Genomic DNA, 21088 nt, shown 5'->3' on the forward strand with positions numbered 1-21088 from the left:
GCGGTTCTGGCCGAATCTCCGCAAAGCTCCGGAGCGGGAGTTGGAGCGAATCTTGATAGACTCCACTTCATTGTTCTTCGTTGTTCGAGAGGTGAGAGCTCCGGGGCCATGACCAAGGCGTCCAAGCTGGTTGCCGCCAAGGGCGGAAGGGTTCTCCTGGTCCGGCGCCGGGCCGACGGGCGCTGGATGTTTCCGGGTGGCCGCAAACGCGCGCAGGAGACGGCGAAGGACTGCCTGAAGCGCGAAATCAAGGAGGAGCTTCCCAAGCTCAAGCTCGGCCGGCTGCGGCTATGGAAGGAAGTCACCGCCAAGAACAAGCGCTCGGGTCGCAAGATGAGCGACGCTATCTTCATCGCCAAGCATGCCAAAGGGCGCCTGGAGATCGGGGACAAGAAGGAGATCGACCGCGCGGTGTGGCAAAAGCCCTACGGACTCAGCCTGACGCCGACGTCGCGTTACATCCGCGACCAGCTGTTTCCACGAAAGCCGGACTGAACCGTCGCGTGCTGGGAACATTCCGGCTGCCTGGGCGTTATCTGTCCATGCCTTACGATAACACAGACAGACAGCCTCGCGTCCTCACGCCGGAAGAGCGTCGGGCGCGTGACGCCACCCGCAGGGCTGATGCCGAACAAGCCATGCGCGAGCACGAGGCGGCCCAGCGGGCCTTTTACGCCAACCGCGAGCGGCTCCGGGCCGAGCGTCTGGCGCGGGAGGCCGCCACCAAGTCGGGCTGACGGGGAGTTCCTGTCAGCTCGCCTTGCGGCTCCGGAACGCGTTCGCCATCCGCAGGAACGCTTGATCCAGCAACGCATACATGTCGCCGGTGATGTCGCAATCGAACATCGCGCGGCGCATGCATGTCATCCACTCGTCGCGCTCGGCGTCGCCGATCGGATACGGACGGTGCGCGGACATGATGCAGCGATGTTCGGCCCGCTCGAAATAAAGCGCTGGCCCGCCCAACCATCCACTGAGAAATTCGAACAGCAACTGCTTGATCGGACCGAGATCGGCGTCGTGCATCGCACGGATGCGGCTGGCGCCGGGCTCCTGGTCCATGATGGTGTAAAAGCGCTCCGCCAGACGGCGCACGCCGGCTTCGCCGCCGACGAGCTCATAGGGCGTCGCCTCGTTCACAACTGCTTCTGCTTCGTTGGCCGAATTCGCTGCCGTCATCGCATCTCATTTCCGCTCGCCCCTCTGCAGCCAACAAGCGGCAGAGGTATGGCGCCTTGATCTGGATCAAGCGGGAAAACGAGCGTGCGTTCGGGCTAGCGGATGCTGGCTTTGACGAGGCGCTGCCGGTCGGTGTCGGCGGCGATCTGGCGCAGCGTCTGTCGGAGCAAAGCGAGGTCGACCGGCTTGGAGAACGGCGGATAGACATTCAGGCCGAGGATCTTGCCGGCGCGGACCGTGACGTCGCGGGTCTGATCGTCGGAGCCGCTGATGATCAGCACCGGGGTGCGGGATTTGATGTCCGCCAACAGCTGCAACACCTCGGTGCCGGAGCGCTCGCCGAGATTCAGGTCGAGCGTGATGCATTCGAAATTTCGCCGGCGCAGCACGCTCATCGCGCCGTCGACCGAGTTCACGCCGGTCGTCGCAAAGCCTGCCTGCACGGCGATCTTGCGCAGGATCGACAGATGAACGTCGGCATCTTCGATCACGAGAAGTTCGTTCAGCATGGTCCCCGCGCGGCTGGTGTGTCGGCTACAGATGGACCCGCGGAACTTAAGAGGGGGTTTCTGATTTCCTCGTAAACATTCGGTCCCGTAGAACAACGGAAAATCTGCACGCTATCCGCCATTGCCGCGGCGTCGCGCGGCTCAGAACGGCCGCCGGCTCGACATCGCGTTGGAGGAGCCTGGCAGATTGGTCGTCGGCGTCGAAGCGGGCGGTGGCAAGCGGCCGCGCGATTGGCGCCAGTGCTGGACGTGCAGGAGAATGCCGGCCACCAGCAGCGGCGCGACGGCGGCCACCGCCAGCAGCGGCGACAGCGGCTTGGGGGTGACCATCTCCATCGTCATCTCGCAGACCATCCAGATGGCTGCGGACGCCAGCACGAAGTCGCGGGAGGGGATGCGGAGCCAATACAGGAAGCCGGTGATGATCGCGGCCGGCGCAATGATCGGGCCGATCATGTAGAAGTTCAGCTCGGGCGGCGTCACGGCGTCCAGAACCATCGATGCCAGCAGCCACAGGCTGAGGAACATCACAACGCCGTCGACGTATCTCATGGCCAACCTCCGCCGCGACATTTTGGCGCAATCTTTGTCCGGTTTATGGCTGTTCCGTCAAGGGCCATGGCGTCCCGGGCCGATTTGCAGCCCGATCCGGTGGATTATCGCCCACGGCCAGGGATACCGACCAGTTCCTGGTTCCACGACCATCCCCTGCTCAATCCGCCGAAAACCCGAACGGAACCGACGACGTCCGGAAATCGTCCGGCAGGATCTCGCGCCCGATCGGCGGCGCCGAGCGCGCCGCGCATTTCGGCCGGTGGCAGACCCGGCAGGCGACGCCGATCGGGGTCGGCGCGTCGGCATCAGGCCCGTGGCCGTCGCGGGTATAGATCAGCTGCCCCGCATGCTCGGCGGCGCAGCCGACGGCAATCGCCCGCTCGACGCGCACCGCGCCATAGGAGCCGCCGCCGGCGGTCACCGTGCGGGCGATCGAGAAGAACCGGCGGCCGTCGGGCAGCTCCAGCCATTGCGTCACGATCTGGCGCGGCGTCTTGAAGATGCCGTGCACCGACCACAGCGGGCAGGCGCCGCCATGGCGGGCGAACGGGAAGCCGGCGCCGTCGAGCAGCTTTGACACGTTGCCGGCGGGATCGACGCGGATCAGGAAGAACGGGATCCGCTCCGCGCCCGGCTTCTGCAGGGTGGTGACGCGATGCGCCGTCTGCTCGAAGCTGGTGCCGAACTGCCGCGCCAGCGCCTCGAGATCGTAGGCCCTGGCATCGACGGCTTTGGCGAAGATCGAATAGGGCATGATGATCGCAGCCGCCGCGTAGGCCGCGAGCGCGCGGCGCGCCAGCAGCTCGGCGGTCTTGCTGGCGAACTTGCCATCCTCGAGTGCCGCGCCGATTTCGGTGTCGAGCTCGAGATAAGCGAGCTGCCGGGCGAGCTCGAATTTCAGGCTCGCGCTGTCCAGCGAGTCCTCGATCAGCAACTGACGGCGGTGCAGGTCGAGCCGCCTGAGCGAGCCGAGCATCACGTTCGGCGGCATGTAGCGGACCTGGAGATTATGCCGGGCGCGAAAGCGCTCGATGAAGCCGGCCGGCCCGGCGGAGACCTGCGGAGCCCCCGTCGGCGCCCCCTGGAAGATGGCCTGCGCCAGCCGCTCGGCGGCATCGTCGAGCTGGGCAAAGTTGTTGCGGCGGGCGGCGAGGAAGCGGCGGACATCGGCGACGGGATCGTTGGCGTCGAAGCCGTCATTGCCAACGCGCGGCGCGCTGCCGGCCGGCACCGGAGCGCGCTGCTCGGCCAGCGCGAGCTGCTCCTCGCGATACGCCGTGTAGAGGCGCAGGAACGCCTCGGTCATGCCGGGATAGCTGACGGCGAGATCGCTGATCTCCAGCGCGGGGATGTCGATGTCGGAGAACATCGGGTCCTTGAGGACCGACTGCATCCGCGCGGTGTGGTCGGCCCCGCCGTCGCCGGCGAGATCGGCGAGGTCGATCTTGTAGGTCCGCGCCAGCCGCAGCAGCATGTCGGCCGTCACCGGCCTCTGGTTCCGCTCCAAGAGCGCCACGTAAGGCGCTGAGATTTCGAGGTCCGCGGCCATGTCGGCCTGGGTCAGGCCGAGCTCGCGCCGGAGCCGGCGCAGGCGCGGGCCCATGAAGATCGATCGTGCCGTGGCGGTGGTCATGGCCAAATTCCGGTCTTGTAATCTCCTTACAGCTATACACGAGAAGTTTGTAAAGTGTGACAAGTTTTCCGCGCAATGTCTGGTCCGCCGGCGCCGGGTGCTTACAACAGGTCCCAGGTTGTCCTTAACCAAGGGATCACGGACATGAACTTTCAACCGCGTGGACTGAACGACCAGGCTCTCCAGGGCCCCTCGTCCTACCAGGCCGAGGTCGAGGCGGCGCGTGCGCTGCTCGAGACCAACCCGACCTGGAACGGCGTCACCGCCGAAGCCGTGGCGCGCATGCGCCTGCAGAACCGCTTCAGGACCGGTCTCGACGTCGCCCGCTACACCGCGGCCGTGATGCGCGCCGACATGGCCGCCTATGACAATGATAGCACCAAGTACACCCAGTCGCTGGGCTGCTGGCATGGCTTCATCGCGCAGCAGAAGCTGATCTCGATCAAGAAGCATTTCGGCAAGACCGACCGCCGCTACCTCTATCTCTCCGGCTGGATGATCGCCGCGCTGCGCTCCGAGTTCGGCCCGCTGCCGGACCAGTCGATGCACGAGAAGACCTCGGTGCCCGCGCTGATCGAGGAGCTCTACACCTTCCTGCGCCAGGCCGACTCGCGCGAGCTCAATGACCTGTTCCGCAGCCTCGACGCGGCCCGCAAGGCCGGCGACAAGGCGAAGGAGACCGAGATCATCGCCAAGATCGACGGCTTCCAGACCCACGTCGTCCCTGTGATCGCCGACATCGATGCCGGCTTCGGCAATGCCGAGGCGACCTATCTGCTCGCCAAGAAGATGATCGAGGCGGGCGCCTGCGCGCTGCAGATCGAGAACCAGGTCTCGGACGAGAAGCAGTGCGGCCATCAGGACGGCAAGGTCACCGTGCCGCATGACGTCTTCCTGGCCAAGATCCGCGCCTGCCGCCACGCCTTCCTGGAGCTCGGCGTCGAGGACGGCATCATCGTCACCCGCACCGACTCGCTCGGCGCCGGCCTGACGCAGCAGATCGCCTTCTCGAGCCAGCCCGGCGATCTCGGCGACCAGTACAACAGCTTCCTCGACTGCGAGGAGGTCACGCCCGAGAACGCCCGCAACGGTGACGTCATCATCAACCGCGATGGCAAGATGCTGCGTCCGAAGCGGCTGCCCTCCAACCTCTACCAGTTCCGTCCCGGCACCGGTGAGGACCGTTGCGTGCTCGACTGCATCACCTCGCTGCAGAACGGCGCCGACCTGTTGTGGATCGAGACCGAGAAGCCGCATATCGAGCAGATCGCCAAGATGGTCGACCGCATCCGCAAGGTGATCCCGAACGCCAAGCTCGCCTACAACAACTCGCCGTCGTTCAACTGGACCCTCAACTTCCGTTGGCAGGTCTATGACGCGATGAAGGAGGCGGGCCAGGACGTCAGCAAGTACAACCGCGCCGAGCTGATGAAGGCGGAGTACGACGACACCCCGCTGGCGAAGGAAGCCGACGAGCGCATCCGCACCTTCCAGGCGGATTCGGCCAAGCGCGCCGGCATCTTCCACCACCTGATCACGCTGCCGACCTACCACACGGCCGCGCTCTCGACCGACAACCTCGCCCGCGAGTACTTTGGCGAGCAGGGCATGCTGGGCTACGTCAAGAACGTCCAGCGCGCCGAGATCCGCCAGGGCATCGCCTGCGTCAAGCACCAGAACATGGCCGGCTCCGACATCGGCGACGACCACAAGGAGTACTTTGCTGGCGAGAAGGCCCTGAAGGCCGGCGGCGCGCACAACACGATGAACCAGTTCGGCTGATACAGTCCTGCTGAATTGTTGAACTAACACGACCCGTCTGGAGCGGCACCGCTCCGGGCGGGTTTTGTTTTTGCGCAGGCTTTCCAAGGCGCAACTCGATACTCCCATCATAAGCGCGCTACTCGTGGTCAACGTGCAGCGGCGGCCTCGGACCCCACCCCTCATGGTGAGGAGCGCCGCCCTTGCGGCGCGTCTCGAACCATGAGGTCACAGCGCGGGCCTCGCCCTTCGAGACGCGCGCCTGCGGCGGGCTCCTCAGGGTGAGGAGCGAAGGTCGTATTCCCGTCGCCATGAGCCGTCAGCCCCCCCCTGATGGCCGCCCTCACCGCTCGCTCAGCGCCAGCCGGGCGCCAAGCAAAGCAAAGCCGCCGGCGAAGGCGCGGCGCAGCCACGCCATCACCTGGGGCCGGCTGACGACGCGATCGCGCACGGCCGCCGCGAACAGCCCGTAGACCACGAACACCGCAAACGTCATCGCCATGAACGCGGCCGACAGTTCCAGCATGGCGGCGAGCGGATGCACTTCGTCCGCGGCGATGAACTGCGGCAGGAAGGCGAGGAAGAAGATCGACAGCTTGGGATTGAGGATGTTGATCAAAAAGCCGGTCAGCACCACGCGCCCGGCAGAGCGCGCCGCGTCCTTCGCGTCATCCTTGGCCTCGACCGAGAGCGCGCCACGCTCACCGAGCGTCTGCCAGGCCATGTACAAGAGATACGCAACGCCACACCATTTCAGCGCGGCGAAGGCCAGCGCGCTGGTGTGCAGCACGGCGGCAAGCCCGACGATCGCGGCGAGCATCGCCGGGATGATGCCGAGCGTGCAGCCGAACGCCGCGGCGACGCTCATCCGCGACCCCTTCGTCAGCGCCACCGCGAGCGTGTAGAGCACGCCGGTGCCGGGCGAGGCCACCACGATCAGCGAGGTCAAGAGGAAGGCGGTGGACATCGGGGAAGCTCCTTGGGCGAGACGAGGCGCATCAGCCCGCAAGGCGCGGCAGCAGCCTCAGCGCGTCGCCGCGCTCGATCTCGTCGGGCTGCCGATCGCTGACCACGGGTGACGGCCACGATGTCAGGGCGCCCTCGCCATTTCAACCGGCTCGGGCGCCCGATGCGGCCGCTGCATCGCCTCGAGGCGAGGGCCGGCGGCGTCGGCCTCGCCGCAGCCGGCGAGCATGACCCCGCCGATCGTGAGCCGTGGGCTCGTGCCGCAATGCGACGGCCAGGCGATGATGGCGGCGATGTTGCCGAGGAGGAGAACGGCGAGCAGGACGAGCATGGCCCGCCGTCCTGTTGGCGTGGGTGACGACATCGGGACTTCCTCACGATACGGTTGACGCGATCGCGGCTGCACCGCGACGATCGCCATCGGTTCGATCGCGTGCGGCCACAGATGCGAACACACGCCGCGGACGCGGCGCTTTTGCGCAGGTCGGATGTCGCCATGTAAGATCTTGTTGCTGTTCGTGCGCGCACTCCCGGCAGCCGGTGATTGCAAGCCGCGTGCGTCTGCACCGCGGGGACGCAACGGGCGACGGCGGCTAGGCCCGCCGCATGACGACCGATCGGCCTGATCATCTGAACCTCATCACGTTGCGGGGGGGCGGGGCAGGGGACGTGTTCGACCGTCATCGCGACGCCTTGCGCGCCCGAGCTGTGCCGGTCGTCTCGCCCCCATGAAACAGAGGGCGCAGGGAATGCCGGGTGAGGGCCTCACCCATGGCCCGCCTGCAGAAGAAAAAGCAGGCGGCAGTCACCACAGGTTCAGCCGGATCAACCCGGCATTCCCCGCGCGATGGTCTTCACGCTTATACGCGATCTCCCCGGTGTCCGGCTTGTTAGCCACCGTCGCCCGTGGGGGTCATCATCCCCCAGGACTTGGCGCCAGCTTCGGGGCGCCAGGACCACGCGATTTCGCGTCCGCACGGAGTCGTTCGTCCGCGCGCCTCAAGCACGCTGCGACCCGCCTGCGGCCACCGCATCCCGCGCCCAACGTCCGTGACGATCGCGATCCGCCCCTCTCGAGGAGCACGGGATGGGGACAGTCAATCATGGAATTCGGAAAAAGTGAAGTCGAATATTTTGGGCGGGGGGACTGGACAGGGGTGATCGCCTTGAGAGACCTGATGAAATGAGTTTTTCCGCGCATCCTCACGGCAACTCTGCTGTAAAGCGCAGCGCCGTCGCGCCATGATCCGGCGTCTGTCCCAAGAAGCTGCCATGAAGGCCCAACGACCACTGCAACTGATGCGAGCATTGCGTGCCGGGACGACAGCGAATGTGGCCGCCCCGCAACGAAGCCGGCTTTTTGTTAGTTGTTTCTATTCCCCCTGAGGTTGCGGCTATTGTTCCCCAGATCGGCCCCTGCTACCGCTAGTCAACAACAGTAGGGGTGCTGTGGGGGCTCAAATGGACTATTTGCGTTGGATGGCCACCTGGCTGGCCATCCTTGGAGGGGCGTGTCTTGGCGGGTGTGCTGCGCCGCTTGCGGTCAACAATGTGACCGACATCAGGTCCAGCACGGGCAGCCGAGGAATCGACGTCTACGAGCCGAAGCGCCGAACCGACGCAAGCGTGCCCGAGTTCGCGGGTGACCAGCTCGTGGAAGTGCGGACGTTTCACAATCCCGGCGGAGGAGGCGAGGTCGAGATGGCCGGGGCCTCCTGCTCACTGGAAGCCTCCGGTTTTAGCGCAACCATGACGAGCCCCGCGAAGGTGCGCGTGCCGCTCTATCGCGGACAGTCGAGCACGCTTGCCGTGACCTGCCAAAAGCCCGGCTATCAAAAGCGGATGATCACGGTCGCACCCTTCGATGCGACGCGCCAGGCGCGTCTGGCCAGCGGCGTCAACGGCGGGATCCTCGGTGCGGTCATCGTGGCAGGCATCGATGCCGCCGCCGACAACACGAAGAACGACTGGCGTTATCCCGTGGCGAAGGTCGTGCTGGAGGCCGATGCCCCCGGCGGGTAAGGGACGGATCTTTCGTCATTGGCGGTTACGGTTGCGGTGACAGTGCATGAAACTGCCGCGCCAAGTAGCGAGGTCAATTTAGCGCACGGGAATTCTCGCTCAAGGCCGCCCGACCGGAGGCAGTCCCCGGGCCTGCCGCAAGCACTCGGTCTCGGACTGTCCGCGCCACCGGCAGTCGTCATACTTGATACTTGGTCGACAGGAGCGCGACCATCAGGACAGCGATCAGCACCATGCACGCCAATGCCTGACGATTGTCTGCCTTCATGGATGGCTCACGCCAGTCTAACCTGTCCCGGCGCGTCACGCTGGAAAACCTTGCGCCGTCGCGCCATGATCCGGCCGTGGCCGCATTTCATGCTGGCCGGCCGCTGCAACCTCGGCAGGCGCCACGCGTGGCGACGGCGCGTCGCCGGACACTGAACCCTGGAGTGGACGACCATGAGAGCCCTCGCGCTGATCCCCCTGATCGCATGCCTCGCCGGCTGCGGGATGGTCGACGCCGTTCAAAACGGACTTGCCTACAGCCGGGCTGTCGAAGCCGACCTCCTCGCCGAAACCGGTGTGCGTCCCGCAGTCGGCTTCAACTGGAACAACGGCACGCTGACGTCGGTGATGGTGACCTTCCCCAAGCTCTACACCGCCAAGCCGCTGCCGGAGCTGTCGGAGAAGGTCCGGGCCGCGGTGATCAAGGAATTCAAGCAGAGTCCGAAGCAGCTGGTGCTTGGGTTTGCGGTGAGCGGGTGAGGGGCTAAGGCAGTGCGGCCGCGTTACCTGACGTCGATGGAAGTTTAGTGCACTGTCACCGTACCCCCTCAAGTTTAGTGCACTGTCACCGTCCCCAAGACACAATCGCGGTAACCGCGCCTTGATCTCCCGCTGAACTGTCGGAGCTACGGCGCGCAGCCGGGCTCACAGGCTAATATTCAATGCCTGGCAACTCGCACGGCGGGCCTTGACGCGGCTGATGCAGCCGACACAGCCCATACTGGCGAACAGCCCGCCTCTTCAGAACAATCACGCGGCCGCACAGTTTGGTCCGGCACTCGCGGCGTTTCCGCTCCCGCCCCAGGGGTGCCAAACGCTGCATTTGGGCATGGGGAACCATTGAACGAATTGCTATTGACCTAGTGACTCAGCCAATATCGTTATGTGGTGACTTCAGATTCGTCAGTTCCTGGAAATTCAGATGCAGAACACTTCGCATGCGGTGATGGCCCAACGCAGCGAAGCTGCTGACAGCCCAGACGATTTTCCGACTCCGCCGTGGGCAACGCGAGCCCTCTGCGAGTATCTGCTAGCCGACGTTGACCTTACCGCACAGACTTGCCTGGAGCCAGCCTGCGGGCGGGGGCACATGGTGCGGCCCCTGAGGGAGTACTTTGGTCAGGTTGATGCAGCAGACGCTTATCACTACGGCTTCGCACCGGTACGCGACTTCCTGACCCATCCCTACGAAACAGGGTCTCACGACTGGGTCGTCACGAACCCGCCGTTTCGCTTGGCCGAGGAGTTTGTACTTAGAGGTCTGACGGTCGCAAAGAGCGGCGTCGCTATTCTCGCCCGTACCGTGTTCTTGGAGAGCTTGGGGCGTTATGAAGGCATCTTCTCGCGGACCCCGCCAGCCATCTTTGCGCAGTTCGTCGAGCGCGTTCCCATGGTCAAGGGGAGGCTGGACCGCAAAGCGTCAACAGCAACCGGATATGCGTGGTTGATCTGGAACAAGCGGCATGTGGGACACCCACAGCTAAAGTGGGTGCCTCCCTGCAGAAAGTCGCTTGAACGAGACGATGACTATTCGAACTTGTTGTAGCGATCGACTCCGGCCTGTAACTCCTTCAGCGCCGCAACGCTGTCTCCCGCTTCTAACGCCTTTATCGCCTTCTCGACGAACGCAAGAAGCCTTCGCCCCTTGATTCCAGGGGGGCCTTTTGGCGGCAGCGCAGAAGTGGGGGCTGCTTCGGTGGTGCCGTACTTGCCCTGCGAGGCCTCGACTATGCGAGCCTGATTCTCGCCGAACCAAGCTGCAACGTCGTGCTGATTATCACCCCTTGCCAACATGCCAATCGCGATCTTCGCGTCATTGACCGTCATCGCCATAACGGCGCTCTCCCAAAATCAAGAAAAAACCGTCTAATTGGTGCAGCCAATCACGCTGCTCGCAGAGATTGACCTGTAATTGCGGTTAGTTCAAGTGCAAGCGCGCTTGTCGCTTTTAGCTCTTCCCTTGCGTCGCCTTGGTCTCAACGCGAATGACAGGTATCGTGAATACAGTCATGCCTGCTGGAGTGCTGATGCCGAAGCCGCCGCTTGATCCAGATGTCGCCGACCTGGCACCGTGACAGTGCACTAATTAACTCGGTGAAAGCGACGGCTAATATTGTGCACTGTCACCGTAATTCTCAGACTCTGGATCTTGACTTCCACGCGGATTCCAAAATTGCGGGCTCACAACCGTTTTTCTGATTCAGCCAAAAACAAGATGGTTGAAGCGGTCAGGTGAAGGACGTAGCCGACCAGTTCATCAGGAGGCTCAGGTCTTGCTTGTGTGCCGGAGCCGTGACCAGCTTGGCGATTCCGCGCCGTCGGAATGCCGGACTGAAGAACGCTTCGAAGGCCCGCAAAATGGCCTTGCCAAAATGATGGGACTAAACCTTGAGAAAGGCAAATATTGACCAGATCGGATGCGCTTGCCTTGTTCTGATCGTAAGCCCAGCCTCGCTTGTCGCAAATTGCTTTCATCGTACTCTCAAACGACTTACAGGCGTCTACTAGCGCTTCTTCCTTTTTTCCGTGTCGATAGTGCTCAAACGCACTCAGGAATTCTTCCTGGGCACCGGCGAAGTGTTTTCCATGTAGAATGGAAAGTGCCGGGATAACGATTTCACTGTGTACAAGCTGCGAGTCTACTCTCAGGAGTTTGCCTTCTACAAAGTGATAGCCCACTCCATGTTCTTTGAATCGGGTGTTTAGCTCTTCAACAACACCATCGACAATTTTTCGGTTTTTTCTGCCGTAAAGATAGTGTTCTTTTCCGCAATAGACGTCTATTATTTGGAACGTCAGTTCGATTGCATCAAGGACTCTCTCATTGTCTTCTTCTTTCAGGAACCAAACTACAAGGTCGGTCCGGGCTTCTCTCCTGTCTTCCGGATGGCGAGAATTGGACAATTGAAACACTCCGTATTCTCGACGGAGGATTTGGGCGATTTGGAGATAGGTGTCTTGAATTTTCTCTGTATCATATCTGCCGTATTCGACACCGATGGCTTCGTCCCACATGTGAACGACCTGCGTTCGAAGAGCGCTCGGAATGCTGTCGTACGTGAAAACGTCGGCTGATTGACCCAGTTCTTTCTTTCGTCGTTTCGAATAGAGTTCCCATACCGCCATTTTGCTGCTCTGCCGATCTGAGGCTTCACAGGGATAGTTTCCTGCGAATCACGAGTGATTGGGTGACACAATGCTGATACGGTGACAGTGCACTTAATAATTCCGATGGAGTGGGTTACGGGAGACTCATGAAGCCGCTCCTGATCAACTTGACGACCCGATGATTCCCTTGCGCTGCAAGTCGTCAAAAATGGCCGCGACGGAACTTGACGCGTTTGCGCCATCGCCGACGAACAGAAGGCCGCCGGCGTTAACCTGACCATTTCCAACCCAGAGGTTTCGTCCGGTGCTTGCCTCAAGAAGCCGCGCCGTGAACGTGGTTTGACGCTTGTAGCGGTAGGTCGGCGTCGCGGTGGCAACCACCGTGCCTGATGACGTGCCATTCATGGATATGGTCGACGTGTTGCCGAGGGTGTTGACGGTACCGATCGAGCTCGATGTTCCGGTGTATTGGCCCGACAAGATCGTCCCGGCGTATTGTTGCTGCACACCGCTATCGCCCACGCTGATGACGAGGACGCCTTCGATCGCGTCACGCGCGAGCCCCTGTTGAACCTCGGCATTGGTGTAGGTCCGTGTCGGCGGGAACAGCATCAGCGCGTCGTCAGCGACGACGCCGCGTTTCCGCGCCTCCTCGGCGATGTTCGTTTGAATGCTCGTGACGAGCGGACCGGGTCCAGAGACGTAAGCGACCATGCGGCCGATCGGCTTCGCCGGCAATTGTCGGTCGGCATATCCCTGCATCGATGTCGTGATGCAGCCCGACAAGGAAATGGCAGCCAATGGAATCGCGACGACCGTTCCTACCCAATTCATCGAAACGCCCCGGCAATAAATCAAAGACTGCAACGCTCGATTGTGCCTTGGATTGGCCGAACAAGCCAGTCGGCATGTGGACAACCTTACGCCGTCGTCATCCCAAAAAACCGCTTCACGGTGGCGGTGCACAAAAATGGAGCTATGCGGCGCCACGTCCGACGCACAGCCCCTGACGCCGATGGTGGCTTGATGATCAGGCCTTGCCCTGTGGGAAGCGCGAGAATAGCGACGCCATGCTGAGAGGCCCAAGCGTCGAACGCACGCTTCTGGGCCTCGTAGCGGACGAAACCATAATCGTCGAGCAGAACCGGGGCGCCGGGCTGCAGCTTGCTCCAGAAGTGGTCGATGGCCGCGATCTCGGGCGTGACGTTGTTCATGTCGATCGACAGATAAGCGACGGCATTGATGTCGACGGTCGACAGGCTGGATGGGACACTGCCACGAATGATTTCGACGTTGTTGTATTCGGAGAAGTTGCGAACGGCATCCTCATAGATGTCGGTCTTGTACATCTCTCTGAAGTAGCCGAGGTTGCCGCTTGCGGCCTCCTCATCGGTGACGAGGCGCTCGTCGACCCCGGTAAACGTATCAAACAGAAAAAATCGACGTTGGAGGTTGTTCCAGTCGAGATAGTGCATGATCGAAGAGCTGAGCATGCCGCGACAGACGCCGCATTCGACGAAATCGCCGCCAAGGCTGACGCCGATGCTGGCGCACCAGAGCGCAACATGCGTCCGCCAGAAATAGCGAGGCTCATAGCCCTCGGCGGCGGCGCCACGTTCGTAGGCGGCGACAAAGCGGGGATCCCGCATGAAGTCATGGTTGTGCACGATCGCGGGATCGGTTCGCAATCCCGCGTAGTCGTATACGGGCGTGTAGAGCCGGGGGCCGGCAACGTCCGGAGTCGAGGGCTCGCTCGTGTTGGTACCGTCGTTCGCTCCGGCCAGCTGCAGCTTGAGCTTAATGAGCTCGGTCGACATCTCACGAAGCGCCAAACTCTCGCGCTGCAGGTTCTGGAGATAGCTGGCCGATACCGTCTCCGTCGGTTCGCTGGCTTGCGAATCCGTTGGGACCTGATCCTCACCTTCGTTGCCCGATCGCGCGGGATCGAGTTCGACGACGTCGTTCGGTCCTGCCTCGTTGTCCTGCTCGCTGGCATTGCGGGCCGACGAGACCAGCTGATGGAGCGTCGATTGGCGAATAAGTTGGAAGCCGACGCCGTTGAGCAGCCGGTTGATCACGGCGCCATAGCTTGCAGACATGCTGGCTCCACTGGCGCGAACGCCTAGCCAAAAAGGCCTTACTGGAATTCGATGAAAATGACTTGCGATACCTTTGGTTGTCGACCTTAGCACCCTGGTTGCGCAGACTGCAATTCCGGCAGACGTGGAGGTGCCGACATGATCGAGCTGACGCGCGGTGATCGGGCAGCTTCTTCGTGACATCGCCTTGGTGGAAGAGATCATGGAGACGTCCCGCCAGCTTCGCACGAGCATCGTAGCCAAGGGAATGACTGAGGATCCAAAGCCGCGTGAGGATCGAGGGCGTTCGACTCATCGAGTATGAAATCGAGTTCCGATCGAGACGCATTCAGGCTGCCGCTTACGGGCGATCCAGGCCACGCATCGTCTTACCGATGTGCCGACGTGGCCAAGGGAGGCGTCTACCAGGCTGACTATTCGATCGTTCGGGATCTTGGTGAGCGCGCCGGGACTCGAACCCGGGACCCCATGATTAAAAGTCACGTGCTCTACCGGCTGAGCTACGCGCTCGCTTCCAAGAAGCGGTGCGACGGCAGGGCCGTCACGGTCCGGATCGTCGGCAGGTCCCCATCGGAACGCTTTAGGCGTGGCCGTGGTTCACTGCGGCATGAGATCGGGGCGGCAAAAAAACCCGACCTTGGGCCGCATGCTGTCGTGGGCGCTGTGTAGGGGGTGGGTCCGTTCCGGTCAATAGGGCGGGCGGGGGAAACCACGGGAGATCGACGATCGTTTCGGGCGCGGCGATGACGGTGCCGTAGCCCGCCATGAGCCGCCATCATGAGCCGCCGTCGGCGCTCGAGAGCGCGGCAGCGGAGGCGACCTGCGGGGGCTCACGGGCCGTCGCAATGACCCCGGGTGTCGCTGCCGCCTGCGCCCCCTCGGGCCCAGGCGTCCGCTCATTCGGGCTACGCGGCGCAGGCTTCCGCAGGCCTCGCTCGGCGCTACGCCTTCTCCGCCGCCTTCGTTGCCGCCGCGCTCAGCGGCGCCGGTTGCATTCCGGGCCCGGCCAGCTCGGGCACCCAGACCGGGCGCAGGCCGATCAGCTCGGCGGTGCGGACGGTGGCGTGGCGCCAGAACTCGAAGGAGTTGATGCGGGACATCTCCAGCAGCGCGATGGCGACCGCTGAGAGGAATGGCAGGCTCTCCAGGATCAGGACGGCGGCGAAGATGTAGAGCTCGGTGATGGCAAGCGTGTTGGTCACGATCAGAATCGTGGCGCCGATCAGGAGCAGGGCGCCGATCACGGCCTCCCAGAACGCCTGGAACTCGATCGACATCCGCGACAGGCCGCCCTTGGACGTGCGGGCGAACGCCAGGTGCTCGGTGATCAGGCCCTGCGCCACGGCGCGGCTGACCGTCCACTGCACGCTCATCGCCGCAACCATCGCGCCCAGCATCTGCCACGGCTTCACCGCCACCCGCAGCCGGTAGAGAATCAGGAAGTGGGCGAGCGAGACCACGAAGGCGGCGAGGATCGGGATGGTCAGGATCTTGTCGGGAATGGCGATGCCGGCGAAGGCAACGATCGGCGTCCAGATCAGGTTGAGGATCGCCACCACGACGCCGAGGCTCTCGGCGCCGAGCCAGTTGAGCCAGCCGAGCGAGAACTCGCGCTTCTGGTCCGAGGTCAGCCGGCTGTGGCCGGGCAGGAAGCGGCGCCAGTGCTTCTTGACGATCTGGAAGCCGCCATAGGCCCAGCGATGGCGCTGCTTCTTGAACGCCTCGTAGGTGTCGGGCAGCAGCCCCGAGCCGTAGCGGGTGGCGGTGTAATGGGTCTGCCATCCCAGCTCCTGGATCGCGAGGCCGAGATCGGTGTCCTCGCAGATCGTGTCGCTCGACCAGCCGCCGGCCATGTCCATCGCCGCGCGCCGGATCAGGCACATCGTGCCGTGCACGATGATCGCGTTCTCCTCGTTGCGCTGGACCATGCCGATGTCGAAGAACCCGGCGTACTCGCCGTTCATGATGTAGTGCATCAGCGACAGATGCTCGTCGCGATGCTCCTGCGGCGCCTGCACCAGGCCCACGGCGGGGTCGGCGAAGGCGGGCACGAGGTCGGAGAGCCAGTCCGGCGTCACGACATAGTCGGCGTCGATGATGCCGATGATCTCGGCGTCAACAGCGGTGCGCTCCATCGCGATGCGCAGCGCGCCGGCCTTGAAGCCCTTGACCTTCTCGGCGTTGATGAACTTGAAGCGCTCGCCGAGCATGCGGCAGTGATCCTGGATCGGCTGCCAGAACGCCGGGTCGGGCGTGTTGTTGATGATGCACACGACCTCGTAGTTCGGGTAGTCGAGCCGGGCCAGCGCATCGAGCGTCTGCTTCATCATGTCGACCGGCTCGAAATAGGCCGGCACGTGGATCGACACCTTCGGGCAATAGCCCTCCGGCATCGCGGCGCGCTCTTGCGCGACCTTGTCGCGGGTCAAGAGGCGCTGCGGCTCGCGGCCGAAGGCGATCGCGGCGATCTCCTCGATGCGGGCCATCGCGATGAGGATCAGGGGAACCAGGAGGATCAGGCCCAGCGTCAGCGCGAAGGTCGAGCCCCAGACGAAATAGTGCACGTTCCAATAGGCGAAGACGTTGGAGACCCAGGCGCCGACGCCGTGTGCCGTGATGGCGAGCATCATGGCCTGCAGCACGGTCGGCTGGCGCAGCCGCACGATCGGCAGCGACAAGAGCACGCCGACCAGGAGCGCGATGGTCGCGAGCTGCCAATAGTCGGGATTCACGATCGGGCCGGTCCAGGCGAATTTCGCCTCGCGCGCGGCATTGAGGACGCCCCAGTACGGGCCGACGCCGCCTTCGAAATATTTCCAGGGCTGATCGATCGCCTCGACGATGTTGTATTCCATGCCGATCGAGGCGGCCTGGGCCAGAAAATTGCGCAGCACCTTCGCCTGCCGGAGCGGGCCGGGCACGGCGGGACCGCGGTTGTCGCCGCTGCGGCTGTAGCCCTGACTCGGCCAGCCGAACTCGGCGATCATGATGCGCTTGCCGGGGAACTGCTTCTTCAGGAGCTGATAGCGATCCACCGCCTGATCGACGGCCTGGTCGTCGGTGAAGAATTCCCAATAGGGCAGGACGTGCGCGGCGATGAAGTCGACATTGGCCGCGAGCTCGGGGTTGTCGCGCCAGGTGTTCCAGACGTCGCCGGTGGTGACGGGCACGTTGACCGACTTCTTCACGCGCTTGATCTTCTCGATCAGCTCATCGACCTTCTGGGTCGCCGTGAGGATGGTCTCGTTGCCGACCACGATGCCGATGACGTTGCTGTTGCGGCGGGCGAGGGTGATGGCCGACTGGATCTCGCGCTCGTTGCGGTCCGGATCCTTGTCGATCCAAGCGCCGAGCATCACCTTCAGCCCCGCCTCCGCCGCCAGCGGCGGCACTATCTCGAGGCCGCCGGTAGACGAGTAGAGCCGGATGGCCCGCGTCATCGTGGCGAGCTTCTTCATGTCGGCGCGGATGCGTTCCGGCGAGGCCACGGTGTTGGCGCCGGGAGCCCCGGTTCCTTCATGCGGATCGTAGGAGACGCTCTGCAGCAGGCCGGTAAAACTGGGGGCCTCCTGTTTGTCCTGCAGCAGTCCCCAGAGGGCGGCGTGCACAGCGGTGACGAGGAGCAGGACGGCGACAACGGCACGCATTGGAGGGGCAACCATTCCTAGGATCAAGTCAGCGGTGAAGCGGAGCGGTCGATCGCCGTTCCATCTCGGGTATCCGATGCTACCGGGATCACGTTCGCGGGCGACGTCCGACGACGAGCGGCGAAGGCGATCATTCTCACGCCGTCACAGCCGAAGGCCGCGACATCATATGTCATCCCAACAGAGCCCAATCCTGCTGAACGGTGCCTGAACCGGGGCGAGGCTCAGGCGCGCGTCGACGACCTCGATCGTATCTCGGCCGTATCCTGCCACGTGATCGGAGCGCTGTCATGCCGCAGCCGCGCATGGCGCCTGGTCGTCGGGATCGTGCGTCCCGCCTGCCTTCAGGCGCCGGTCACTTCGCCGGAGGCTGCGCGGGCGAGGGCGATGCCTGGGGAGCGGGCTGCTGCGTCGGCGCTGGCGAAGCCTGCGCGGCCGGGGTCGAGGCCGGGCCCGGCGCAGGCGCCGCAGCCACCTGCGGCTTGGCGTCCGGATTGATCCAGCAGCCGTGGACGTGGTTGTTCAGCGAGTTCGGCATCTTCGGATCGATCTGCGGGATGAAGCGCGTCAGGCAGCGGAAGGCGGCCTGAACGTGGCCGCCGGGGCAGCCGAACCGGTCATAGAGATCAAGGTGGCGGAAGGCGGTATCGAGGTCGTCGTTGTACATCAACTGGACGACGCGGCGGCCGAGCCAGACGCATTCGGGATTGCCGGCCGGGCCGCCACTGAGCGCCTGGGACGCTTCGGTGAATTCGTCGGCCTTGCGCTGGTTCTCCTTCGACACGTCGGCCGGATTGGCCGCCTGCGGCTTTTGGTCCTGGGGATGGTCGCTGCCGCTCTGGGCGAGCGCGCCGGGCGCGCCGATGAGGAGCACGAGGCCCAGAGCCGCCGACAGGCGCGAAACCGAAAACTTGGAGTGGAGCACGCGTCGACCCATAAATTCCCCGATTGTTGCCTTCGTGCCGTCCCCTGACGGACGCAGTGTTGATGCCGATCAAATCAGCCCCGATTGCGGCGGGAGATTGATTCCGACTGTCGCAGAGCGTTCCTAACGGGCGCTTGCGCAGGGGCCCAATCTGGGTTGCGACGTTGCGACGGCCGGGGCCAACCGGGATTCCCAATGACCGGAATCTCGGATTTTGTCCAGCAACGTACCAACTTTCTCGCGTCATCGTAAAAGGGCGATGTGGAGCGGGTACGCCGGGAGCGCCGGAGGGCCCGATCGCCTACTTGGCAGATCGCCGCCGACCGGGTAATCGACACCACCCTGCCTGGAGACACGGAACTGAAATCCCTTCCTACGCCGCTGGCGCTTCTGCTCATATCCTTGGGTGTCATCGCCGCCGCGTGGTGGTGGCTGGCCCAGCCGATCATGCTCGCGCGCGCGCCGATCGAGCCAGCTTCGAAGCTGCAGTGCGTGTCCTATGCGCCGTTCCGCGGCCAGCAGAGCCCGCTGGATCCGACCACCCATATCGACGCCGAGCAGATCGAGCAGGACCTGGTGCAGCTCGCCAAGATCTCCGAATGCGTGCGCACCTATTCGATCGAGAACGGTCTCGACCAGGTGCCGGGAATCGCCGCCCGCGTCGGCATCAAGGTGATCCAGGGCATCTGGCTCGGCTCCAACAAGCTGAAGAACCAGCAGCAGATCGGCATCGCGGTCGACCTGATCAAGCGCTATCCGAAGGTGATCACGGCCGTCGTGGTCGGCAACGAGGTGCTGCTGCGCGGCGAGATGACATCAGCCGATCTGGCCGCGACCATCCGCGGCGTCAAGGCGCAGGTCACGATTCCCGTCACCTATGCCGACGTCTGGGAGTTCTGGCTGCGCAACCGCGAGCTCTACGACATCGTCGACTTCGTCACGGTTCATATCCTGCCGTACTGGGAGGACATCCCGGTGCGCGCGAAATTCGCCGCCTCCCATGTCGACGCCATCCGCCAGCAGGTCGGCGTCGCCTTTCCGGGGAAGGAGATCCTGATCGGCGAGACCGGCTGGCCGAGCGAGGGGCGCATGCGCGAGGGCGCGCTGCCGTCGCGGGCCAACCAGGCCCGCGTGGTGTCGGAGATCCTCAGCCTCGCCAAGCGCGAGAACTTCCGCGTCAACCTGATCGAGGCCTATGACCAGCCGTGGAAGCGCAAGCTCGAAGGCACGGTCGGCGGCTATTGGGGCCTGATCAGCGACGATACGCGGGCGCTGAAATATCCGCCGGGCGAGCCGGTCAGCAATTATCCGCTCTGGAAGCTGCAGATGGGCGGCGGCATGATCCTGTCTTTCGTGGTGTTCCTGGCCGGCTGGCTGACGGTGCGGCGCCGGCCCTGGCCGCCGCACCTCTCGGCCTGGGTCGGGGTCGGGATCTCCGCGACGACGGCGGGCGTGCTGTTCGGCATGGCCGCGGACAAGATGTTCTATGAGAGTCTCGGTGCCGGCGGCTGGCTGCATTGGGGGGCGCTGCTCGCGGCCGGCGTCCTGGCGCCGATCCTCAGCGCCAATGCGACGATGGCCGGGCGGCCGTTGCCGACCTTCCTCGACCTGCTCGGACCGAATGACGGCCGCAAGCAGTTGAAGATCACCTACCTGCTGGGCCTGGTCCTCGTCGTGACGGTGCTGATTGCGGCCGAGACGGCGCTCGGCTTCGTGTTCGACCCGCGCTACCGCGATTTCCCGTTCGCCAGCCTGACCATGGCGGTGGTGCCGTTCGCGATGCTGCTCGGCAATCGTCCGGCGCAGGGTCCCCGGCCGATCGCCGAGGCCAGCTTCGCCGGCCTGCTCGCGATCTCCTCGGTCTACGTGATCTACAACGAGGGCCGCGACAACTGGCAGGCGATGTGGACCTGCGCGATGTATCTGCTGCTGGCGTTCACGCTGTGGCGGGCGCGGGCCGCGCAAAGCCGAGGATGAGCAGGCCGATCGCCAGCCCCGACAGCACGATGTTGTAGAGCACGATGCCGAGGCCGGCGGCGATCAGCCCGCCGGTCAGCAGCACGATCGACGGCCGCATCACGTGCAGCACTGCGATCACCAGCGCCGTGGCGCCGAACACCGAATTCTTGAACAGCGTGGTCGCAACCGCCCGGCTCTTGCAGGCCAGCGTCTGCAGGCCGGCGTCGCAGGCGAGCGCGACGCTCGACAGCTCGATCGCCAGATAGCGCAGATAGAGGGCATAGCCGACGGTGACGAAGCCTATGATCAGGAGCCATTGCACCTGATAGGGCGAGAGGCGGAACGGGGTCTTTTTCATGCGCGGGACTATGCTGCGGAAAGGACGTGCGGACAAGCCGCAAAGCCGGTTCGCGGACTGCTTTCACAATCCGTCCCAACCGGCTTTGGCCGCACGTCGA

At 63.8% G+C, this 21088-nt stretch carries 20 protein-coding genes and 1 tRNA gene; 7 read left to right on the forward strand and 14 right to left on the reverse strand.

Annotated features, from left to right (window positions below):
* Window positions 1–108: 108 nt before the first annotated feature.
* Window positions 109–495 carry an NUDIX hydrolase gene (locus tag QX041_RS07550; protein WP_315800053.1) on the forward strand — a complete coding sequence of 129 codons (387 nt, stop codon included), beginning with the start codon at window positions 109–111 and terminating at the stop codon, window positions 493–495.
* A 47-nt stretch (window positions 496–542) separates the two neighbouring features.
* Window positions 543–737 carry a hypothetical protein gene (locus tag QX041_RS07555; RefSeq protein ID WP_316164851.1) on the forward strand — a complete coding sequence of 65 codons (195 nt, stop codon included), beginning with the start codon at window positions 543–545 and terminating at the stop codon, window positions 735–737.
* 13 nt (window positions 738–750) lie between these two features.
* Here the strand turns inward: QX041_RS07555 and QX041_RS07560 are convergent, their stop codons facing one another.
* The 4 genes from QX041_RS07560 to QX041_RS07575 form a co-directional block, all read right to left on the reverse strand.
* Window positions 751–1179: a group II truncated hemoglobin gene (locus QX041_RS07560; protein ID WP_316164804.1), complete on the reverse strand. Its 429-nt coding sequence runs from the start codon at window positions 1177–1179 to the stop codon at window positions 751–753.
* A gap of 95 nt (window positions 1180–1274) precedes the next feature.
* Window positions 1275–1688 carry a response regulator gene (locus QX041_RS07565; protein WP_315712626.1) on the reverse strand — a complete coding sequence of 138 codons (414 nt, stop codon included), beginning with the start codon at window positions 1686–1688 and terminating at the stop codon, window positions 1275–1277.
* Window positions 1689–1829: 141 nt separating this feature from the next.
* Window positions 1830–2240, reverse strand: a complete 411-nt coding sequence (locus tag QX041_RS07570) for a hypothetical protein (protein WP_315712044.1) — start codon at window positions 2238–2240, stop codon at window positions 1830–1832.
* 160 nt (window positions 2241–2400) lie between these two features.
* The gene (locus QX041_RS07575; protein ID WP_315826916.1) at window positions 2401–3876 is read right to left on the reverse strand and encodes a short-chain fatty acyl-CoA regulator family protein; all 1476 of its coding nucleotides are present in this window, start codon (window positions 3874–3876) and stop codon (window positions 2401–2403) included.
* Window positions 3877–4020: 144 nt separating this feature from the next.
* On the opposite strand from QX041_RS07575, the gene QX041_RS07580 reads away from it, so the two are divergent.
* Window positions 4021–5658 carry an isocitrate lyase gene (locus QX041_RS07580; RefSeq protein WP_315751623.1) on the forward strand — a complete coding sequence of 546 codons (1638 nt, stop codon included), beginning with the start codon at window positions 4021–4023 and terminating at the stop codon, window positions 5656–5658.
* Window positions 5659–5980: 322 nt separating this feature from the next.
* Here QX041_RS07580 and QX041_RS07585 read toward each other — a convergent pair whose 3' ends face one another.
* Both QX041_RS07585 and QX041_RS07590 read right to left on the reverse strand, forming a co-directional pair.
* Window positions 5981–6604 (reverse strand): LysE family translocator, encoded by a 624-nt coding sequence (locus tag QX041_RS07585; protein ID WP_316164805.1) that lies wholly within the window; start codon window positions 6602–6604, stop codon window positions 5981–5983.
* Between the two features lie 123 nt (window positions 6605–6727).
* A complete protein-coding gene (locus QX041_RS07590) occupies window positions 6728–6934 on the reverse strand; it encodes a hypothetical protein (RefSeq protein WP_316164806.1) in 207 nt (68 codons plus the stop codon).
* 1130 nt (window positions 6935–8064) lie between these two features.
* Between QX041_RS07590 and QX041_RS07595 the strand changes: the two genes are divergently transcribed.
* From QX041_RS07595 to QX041_RS07605, 3 genes are all read left to right on the forward strand, one after another.
* A complete protein-coding gene (locus QX041_RS07595; protein ID WP_316164807.1) occupies window positions 8065–8625 on the forward strand; it encodes a hypothetical protein in 561 nt (186 codons plus the stop codon).
* A gap of 441 nt (window positions 8626–9066) precedes the next feature.
* On the forward strand, window positions 9067–9372 hold the full coding sequence (locus tag QX041_RS07600) for a hypothetical protein (protein WP_315712035.1): 306 nt from the start codon (window positions 9067–9069) through the stop codon (window positions 9370–9372).
* Window positions 9373–9814: 442 nt separating this feature from the next.
* Entirely contained in the window at window positions 9815–10438 is a 624-nt protein-coding gene (locus QX041_RS07605) for an SAM-dependent methyltransferase (protein WP_316164808.1), read from the forward strand.
* Here the strand turns inward: QX041_RS07605 and QX041_RS07610 are convergent.
* The 7 genes from QX041_RS07610 to QX041_RS07640 all read right to left on the reverse strand — a co-directional run bounded on the left by QX041_RS07610 (window position 10420) and on the right by QX041_RS07640 (window position 18683).
* Window positions 10420–10725 (reverse strand): hypothetical protein, encoded by a 306-nt coding sequence (locus QX041_RS07610; protein ID WP_316164809.1) that lies wholly within the window; start codon window positions 10723–10725, stop codon window positions 10420–10422. The two genes, QX041_RS07605 and QX041_RS07610, sit on opposite strands and share 19 nt — an antisense overlap.
* Before the next feature lie 348 nt (window positions 10726–11073).
* Complete coding sequence (locus QX041_RS07615; RefSeq protein ID WP_316164810.1) at window positions 11074–12018, reverse strand: STM4504/CBY_0614 family protein; 945 nt, start codon at window positions 12016–12018, stop codon at window positions 11074–11076.
* Between the two features lie 144 nt (window positions 12019–12162).
* A complete protein-coding gene (locus QX041_RS07620) occupies window positions 12163–12834 on the reverse strand; it encodes a hypothetical protein (RefSeq protein WP_316164811.1) in 672 nt (223 codons plus the stop codon).
* An 86-nt stretch (window positions 12835–12920) separates the two neighbouring features.
* Complete coding sequence (locus QX041_RS07625) at window positions 12921–14099, reverse strand: TylF/MycF/NovP-related O-methyltransferase (protein WP_316164812.1); 1179 nt, start codon at window positions 14097–14099, stop codon at window positions 12921–12923.
* Window positions 14100–14533: 434 nt separating this feature from the next.
* Window positions 14534–14609, reverse strand: a tRNA-Lys gene (locus QX041_RS07630).
* Window positions 14610–15040: 431 nt separating this feature from the next.
* A complete protein-coding gene (locus tag QX041_RS07635) occupies window positions 15041–17746 on the reverse strand; it encodes a glycosyltransferase (protein ID WP_316164813.1) in 2706 nt (901 codons plus the stop codon).
* 355 nt (window positions 17747–18101) lie between these two features.
* Window positions 18102–18683: a beta-1-3, beta-1-6-glucan biosynthesis protein gene (locus tag QX041_RS07640; protein ID WP_315751613.1), complete on the reverse strand. Its 582-nt coding sequence runs from the start codon at window positions 18681–18683 to the stop codon at window positions 18102–18104.
* 435 nt (window positions 18684–19118) lie between these two features.
* Here QX041_RS07640 and QX041_RS07645 point away from each other — a divergent pair, with 435 nt between their 5' ends.
* Window positions 19119–20648 carry a beta-(1-6) glucans synthase gene (locus QX041_RS07645; RefSeq protein ID WP_316164852.1) on the forward strand — a complete coding sequence of 510 codons (1530 nt, stop codon included), beginning with the start codon at window positions 19119–19121 and terminating at the stop codon, window positions 20646–20648.
* Here the strand turns inward: QX041_RS07645 and QX041_RS07650 are convergent.
* Window positions 20608–20988 carry a hypothetical protein gene (locus tag QX041_RS07650; RefSeq protein WP_284416120.1) on the reverse strand — a complete coding sequence of 127 codons (381 nt, stop codon included), beginning with the start codon at window positions 20986–20988 and terminating at the stop codon, window positions 20608–20610. The genes QX041_RS07645 and QX041_RS07650 overlap by 41 nt on opposite strands.
* Between the last annotated feature and the right edge of the window lie 100 nt (window positions 20989–21088).

The organism is Bradyrhizobium sp. SZCCHNRI2009, assembly GCF_032485115.1.
Classification (GTDB): domain Bacteria; phylum Pseudomonadota; class Alphaproteobacteria; order Rhizobiales; family Xanthobacteraceae; genus Bradyrhizobium.

Excerpts from the sequence above, each read along its gene's own strand:
- QX041_RS07640 (WP_315751613.1), bottom strand. The coding sequence starts at position 18,683 with ATGGGTCGACGCGTGCTCCACTCCAAGTTTTCGGTTTCGCGCCTGTCG.
- QX041_RS07565 (WP_315712626.1), bottom strand. The coding sequence starts at position 1,688 with ATGCTGAACGAACTTCTCGTGATCGAAGATGCCGACGTTCATCTGTCG.
- QX041_RS07615 (WP_316164810.1), bottom strand. The coding sequence starts at position 12,018 with ATGGCGGTATGGGAACTCTATTCGAAACGACGAAAGAAAGAACTGGGT.
- QX041_RS07625 (WP_316164812.1), bottom strand. The coding sequence starts at position 14,099 with ATGTCTGCAAGCTATGGCGCCGTGATCAACCGGCTGCTCAACGGCGTC.
- QX041_RS07575 (WP_315826916.1), bottom strand. The coding sequence starts at position 3,876 with ATGACCACCGCCACGGCACGATCGATCTTCATGGGCCCGCGCCTGCGC.
- QX041_RS07590 (WP_316164806.1), bottom strand. The coding sequence starts at position 6,934 with ATGCTCGTCCTGCTCGCCGTTCTCCTCCTCGGCAACATCGCCGCCATC.
- QX041_RS07650 (WP_284416120.1), bottom strand. The coding sequence starts at position 20,988 with ATGAAAAAGACCCCGTTCCGCCTCTCGCCCTATCAGGTGCAATGGCTC.
- QX041_RS07635 (WP_316164813.1), bottom strand. The coding sequence starts at position 17,746 with ATGCGTGCCGTTGTCGCCGTCCTGCTCCTCGTCACCGCTGTGCACGCC.
- QX041_RS07620 (WP_316164811.1), bottom strand. The coding sequence starts at position 12,834 with ATGAATTGGGTAGGAACGGTCGTCGCGATTCCATTGGCTGCCATTTCC.
- QX041_RS07610 (WP_316164809.1), bottom strand. The coding sequence starts at position 10,725 with ATGGCGATGACGGTCAATGACGCGAAGATCGCGATTGGCATGTTGGCA.
- QX041_RS07595 (WP_316164807.1), top strand. The coding sequence starts at position 8,065 with ATGGACTATTTGCGTTGGATGGCCACCTGGCTGGCCATCCTTGGAGGG.
- QX041_RS07600 (WP_315712035.1), top strand. The coding sequence starts at position 9,067 with ATGAGAGCCCTCGCGCTGATCCCCCTGATCGCATGCCTCGCCGGCTGC.
- QX041_RS07560 (WP_316164804.1), bottom strand. The coding sequence starts at position 1,179 with ATGACGGCAGCGAATTCGGCCAACGAAGCAGAAGCAGTTGTGAACGAG.
- QX041_RS07605 (WP_316164808.1), top strand. The coding sequence starts at position 9,815 with ATGCAGAACACTTCGCATGCGGTGATGGCCCAACGCAGCGAAGCTGCT.
- QX041_RS07585 (WP_316164805.1), bottom strand. The coding sequence starts at position 6,604 with ATGTCCACCGCCTTCCTCTTGACCTCGCTGATCGTGGTGGCCTCGCCC.
- QX041_RS07570 (WP_315712044.1), bottom strand. The coding sequence starts at position 2,240 with ATGAGATACGTCGACGGCGTTGTGATGTTCCTCAGCCTGTGGCTGCTG.
- QX041_RS07550 (WP_315800053.1), top strand. The coding sequence starts at position 109 with ATGACCAAGGCGTCCAAGCTGGTTGCCGCCAAGGGCGGAAGGGTTCTC.
- QX041_RS07645 (WP_316164852.1), top strand. The coding sequence starts at position 19,119 with ATGCTCGCGCGCGCGCCGATCGAGCCAGCTTCGAAGCTGCAGTGCGTG.
- QX041_RS07580 (WP_315751623.1), top strand. The coding sequence starts at position 4,021 with ATGAACTTTCAACCGCGTGGACTGAACGACCAGGCTCTCCAGGGCCCC.
- QX041_RS07555 (WP_316164851.1), top strand. The coding sequence starts at position 543 with ATGCCTTACGATAACACAGACAGACAGCCTCGCGTCCTCACGCCGGAA.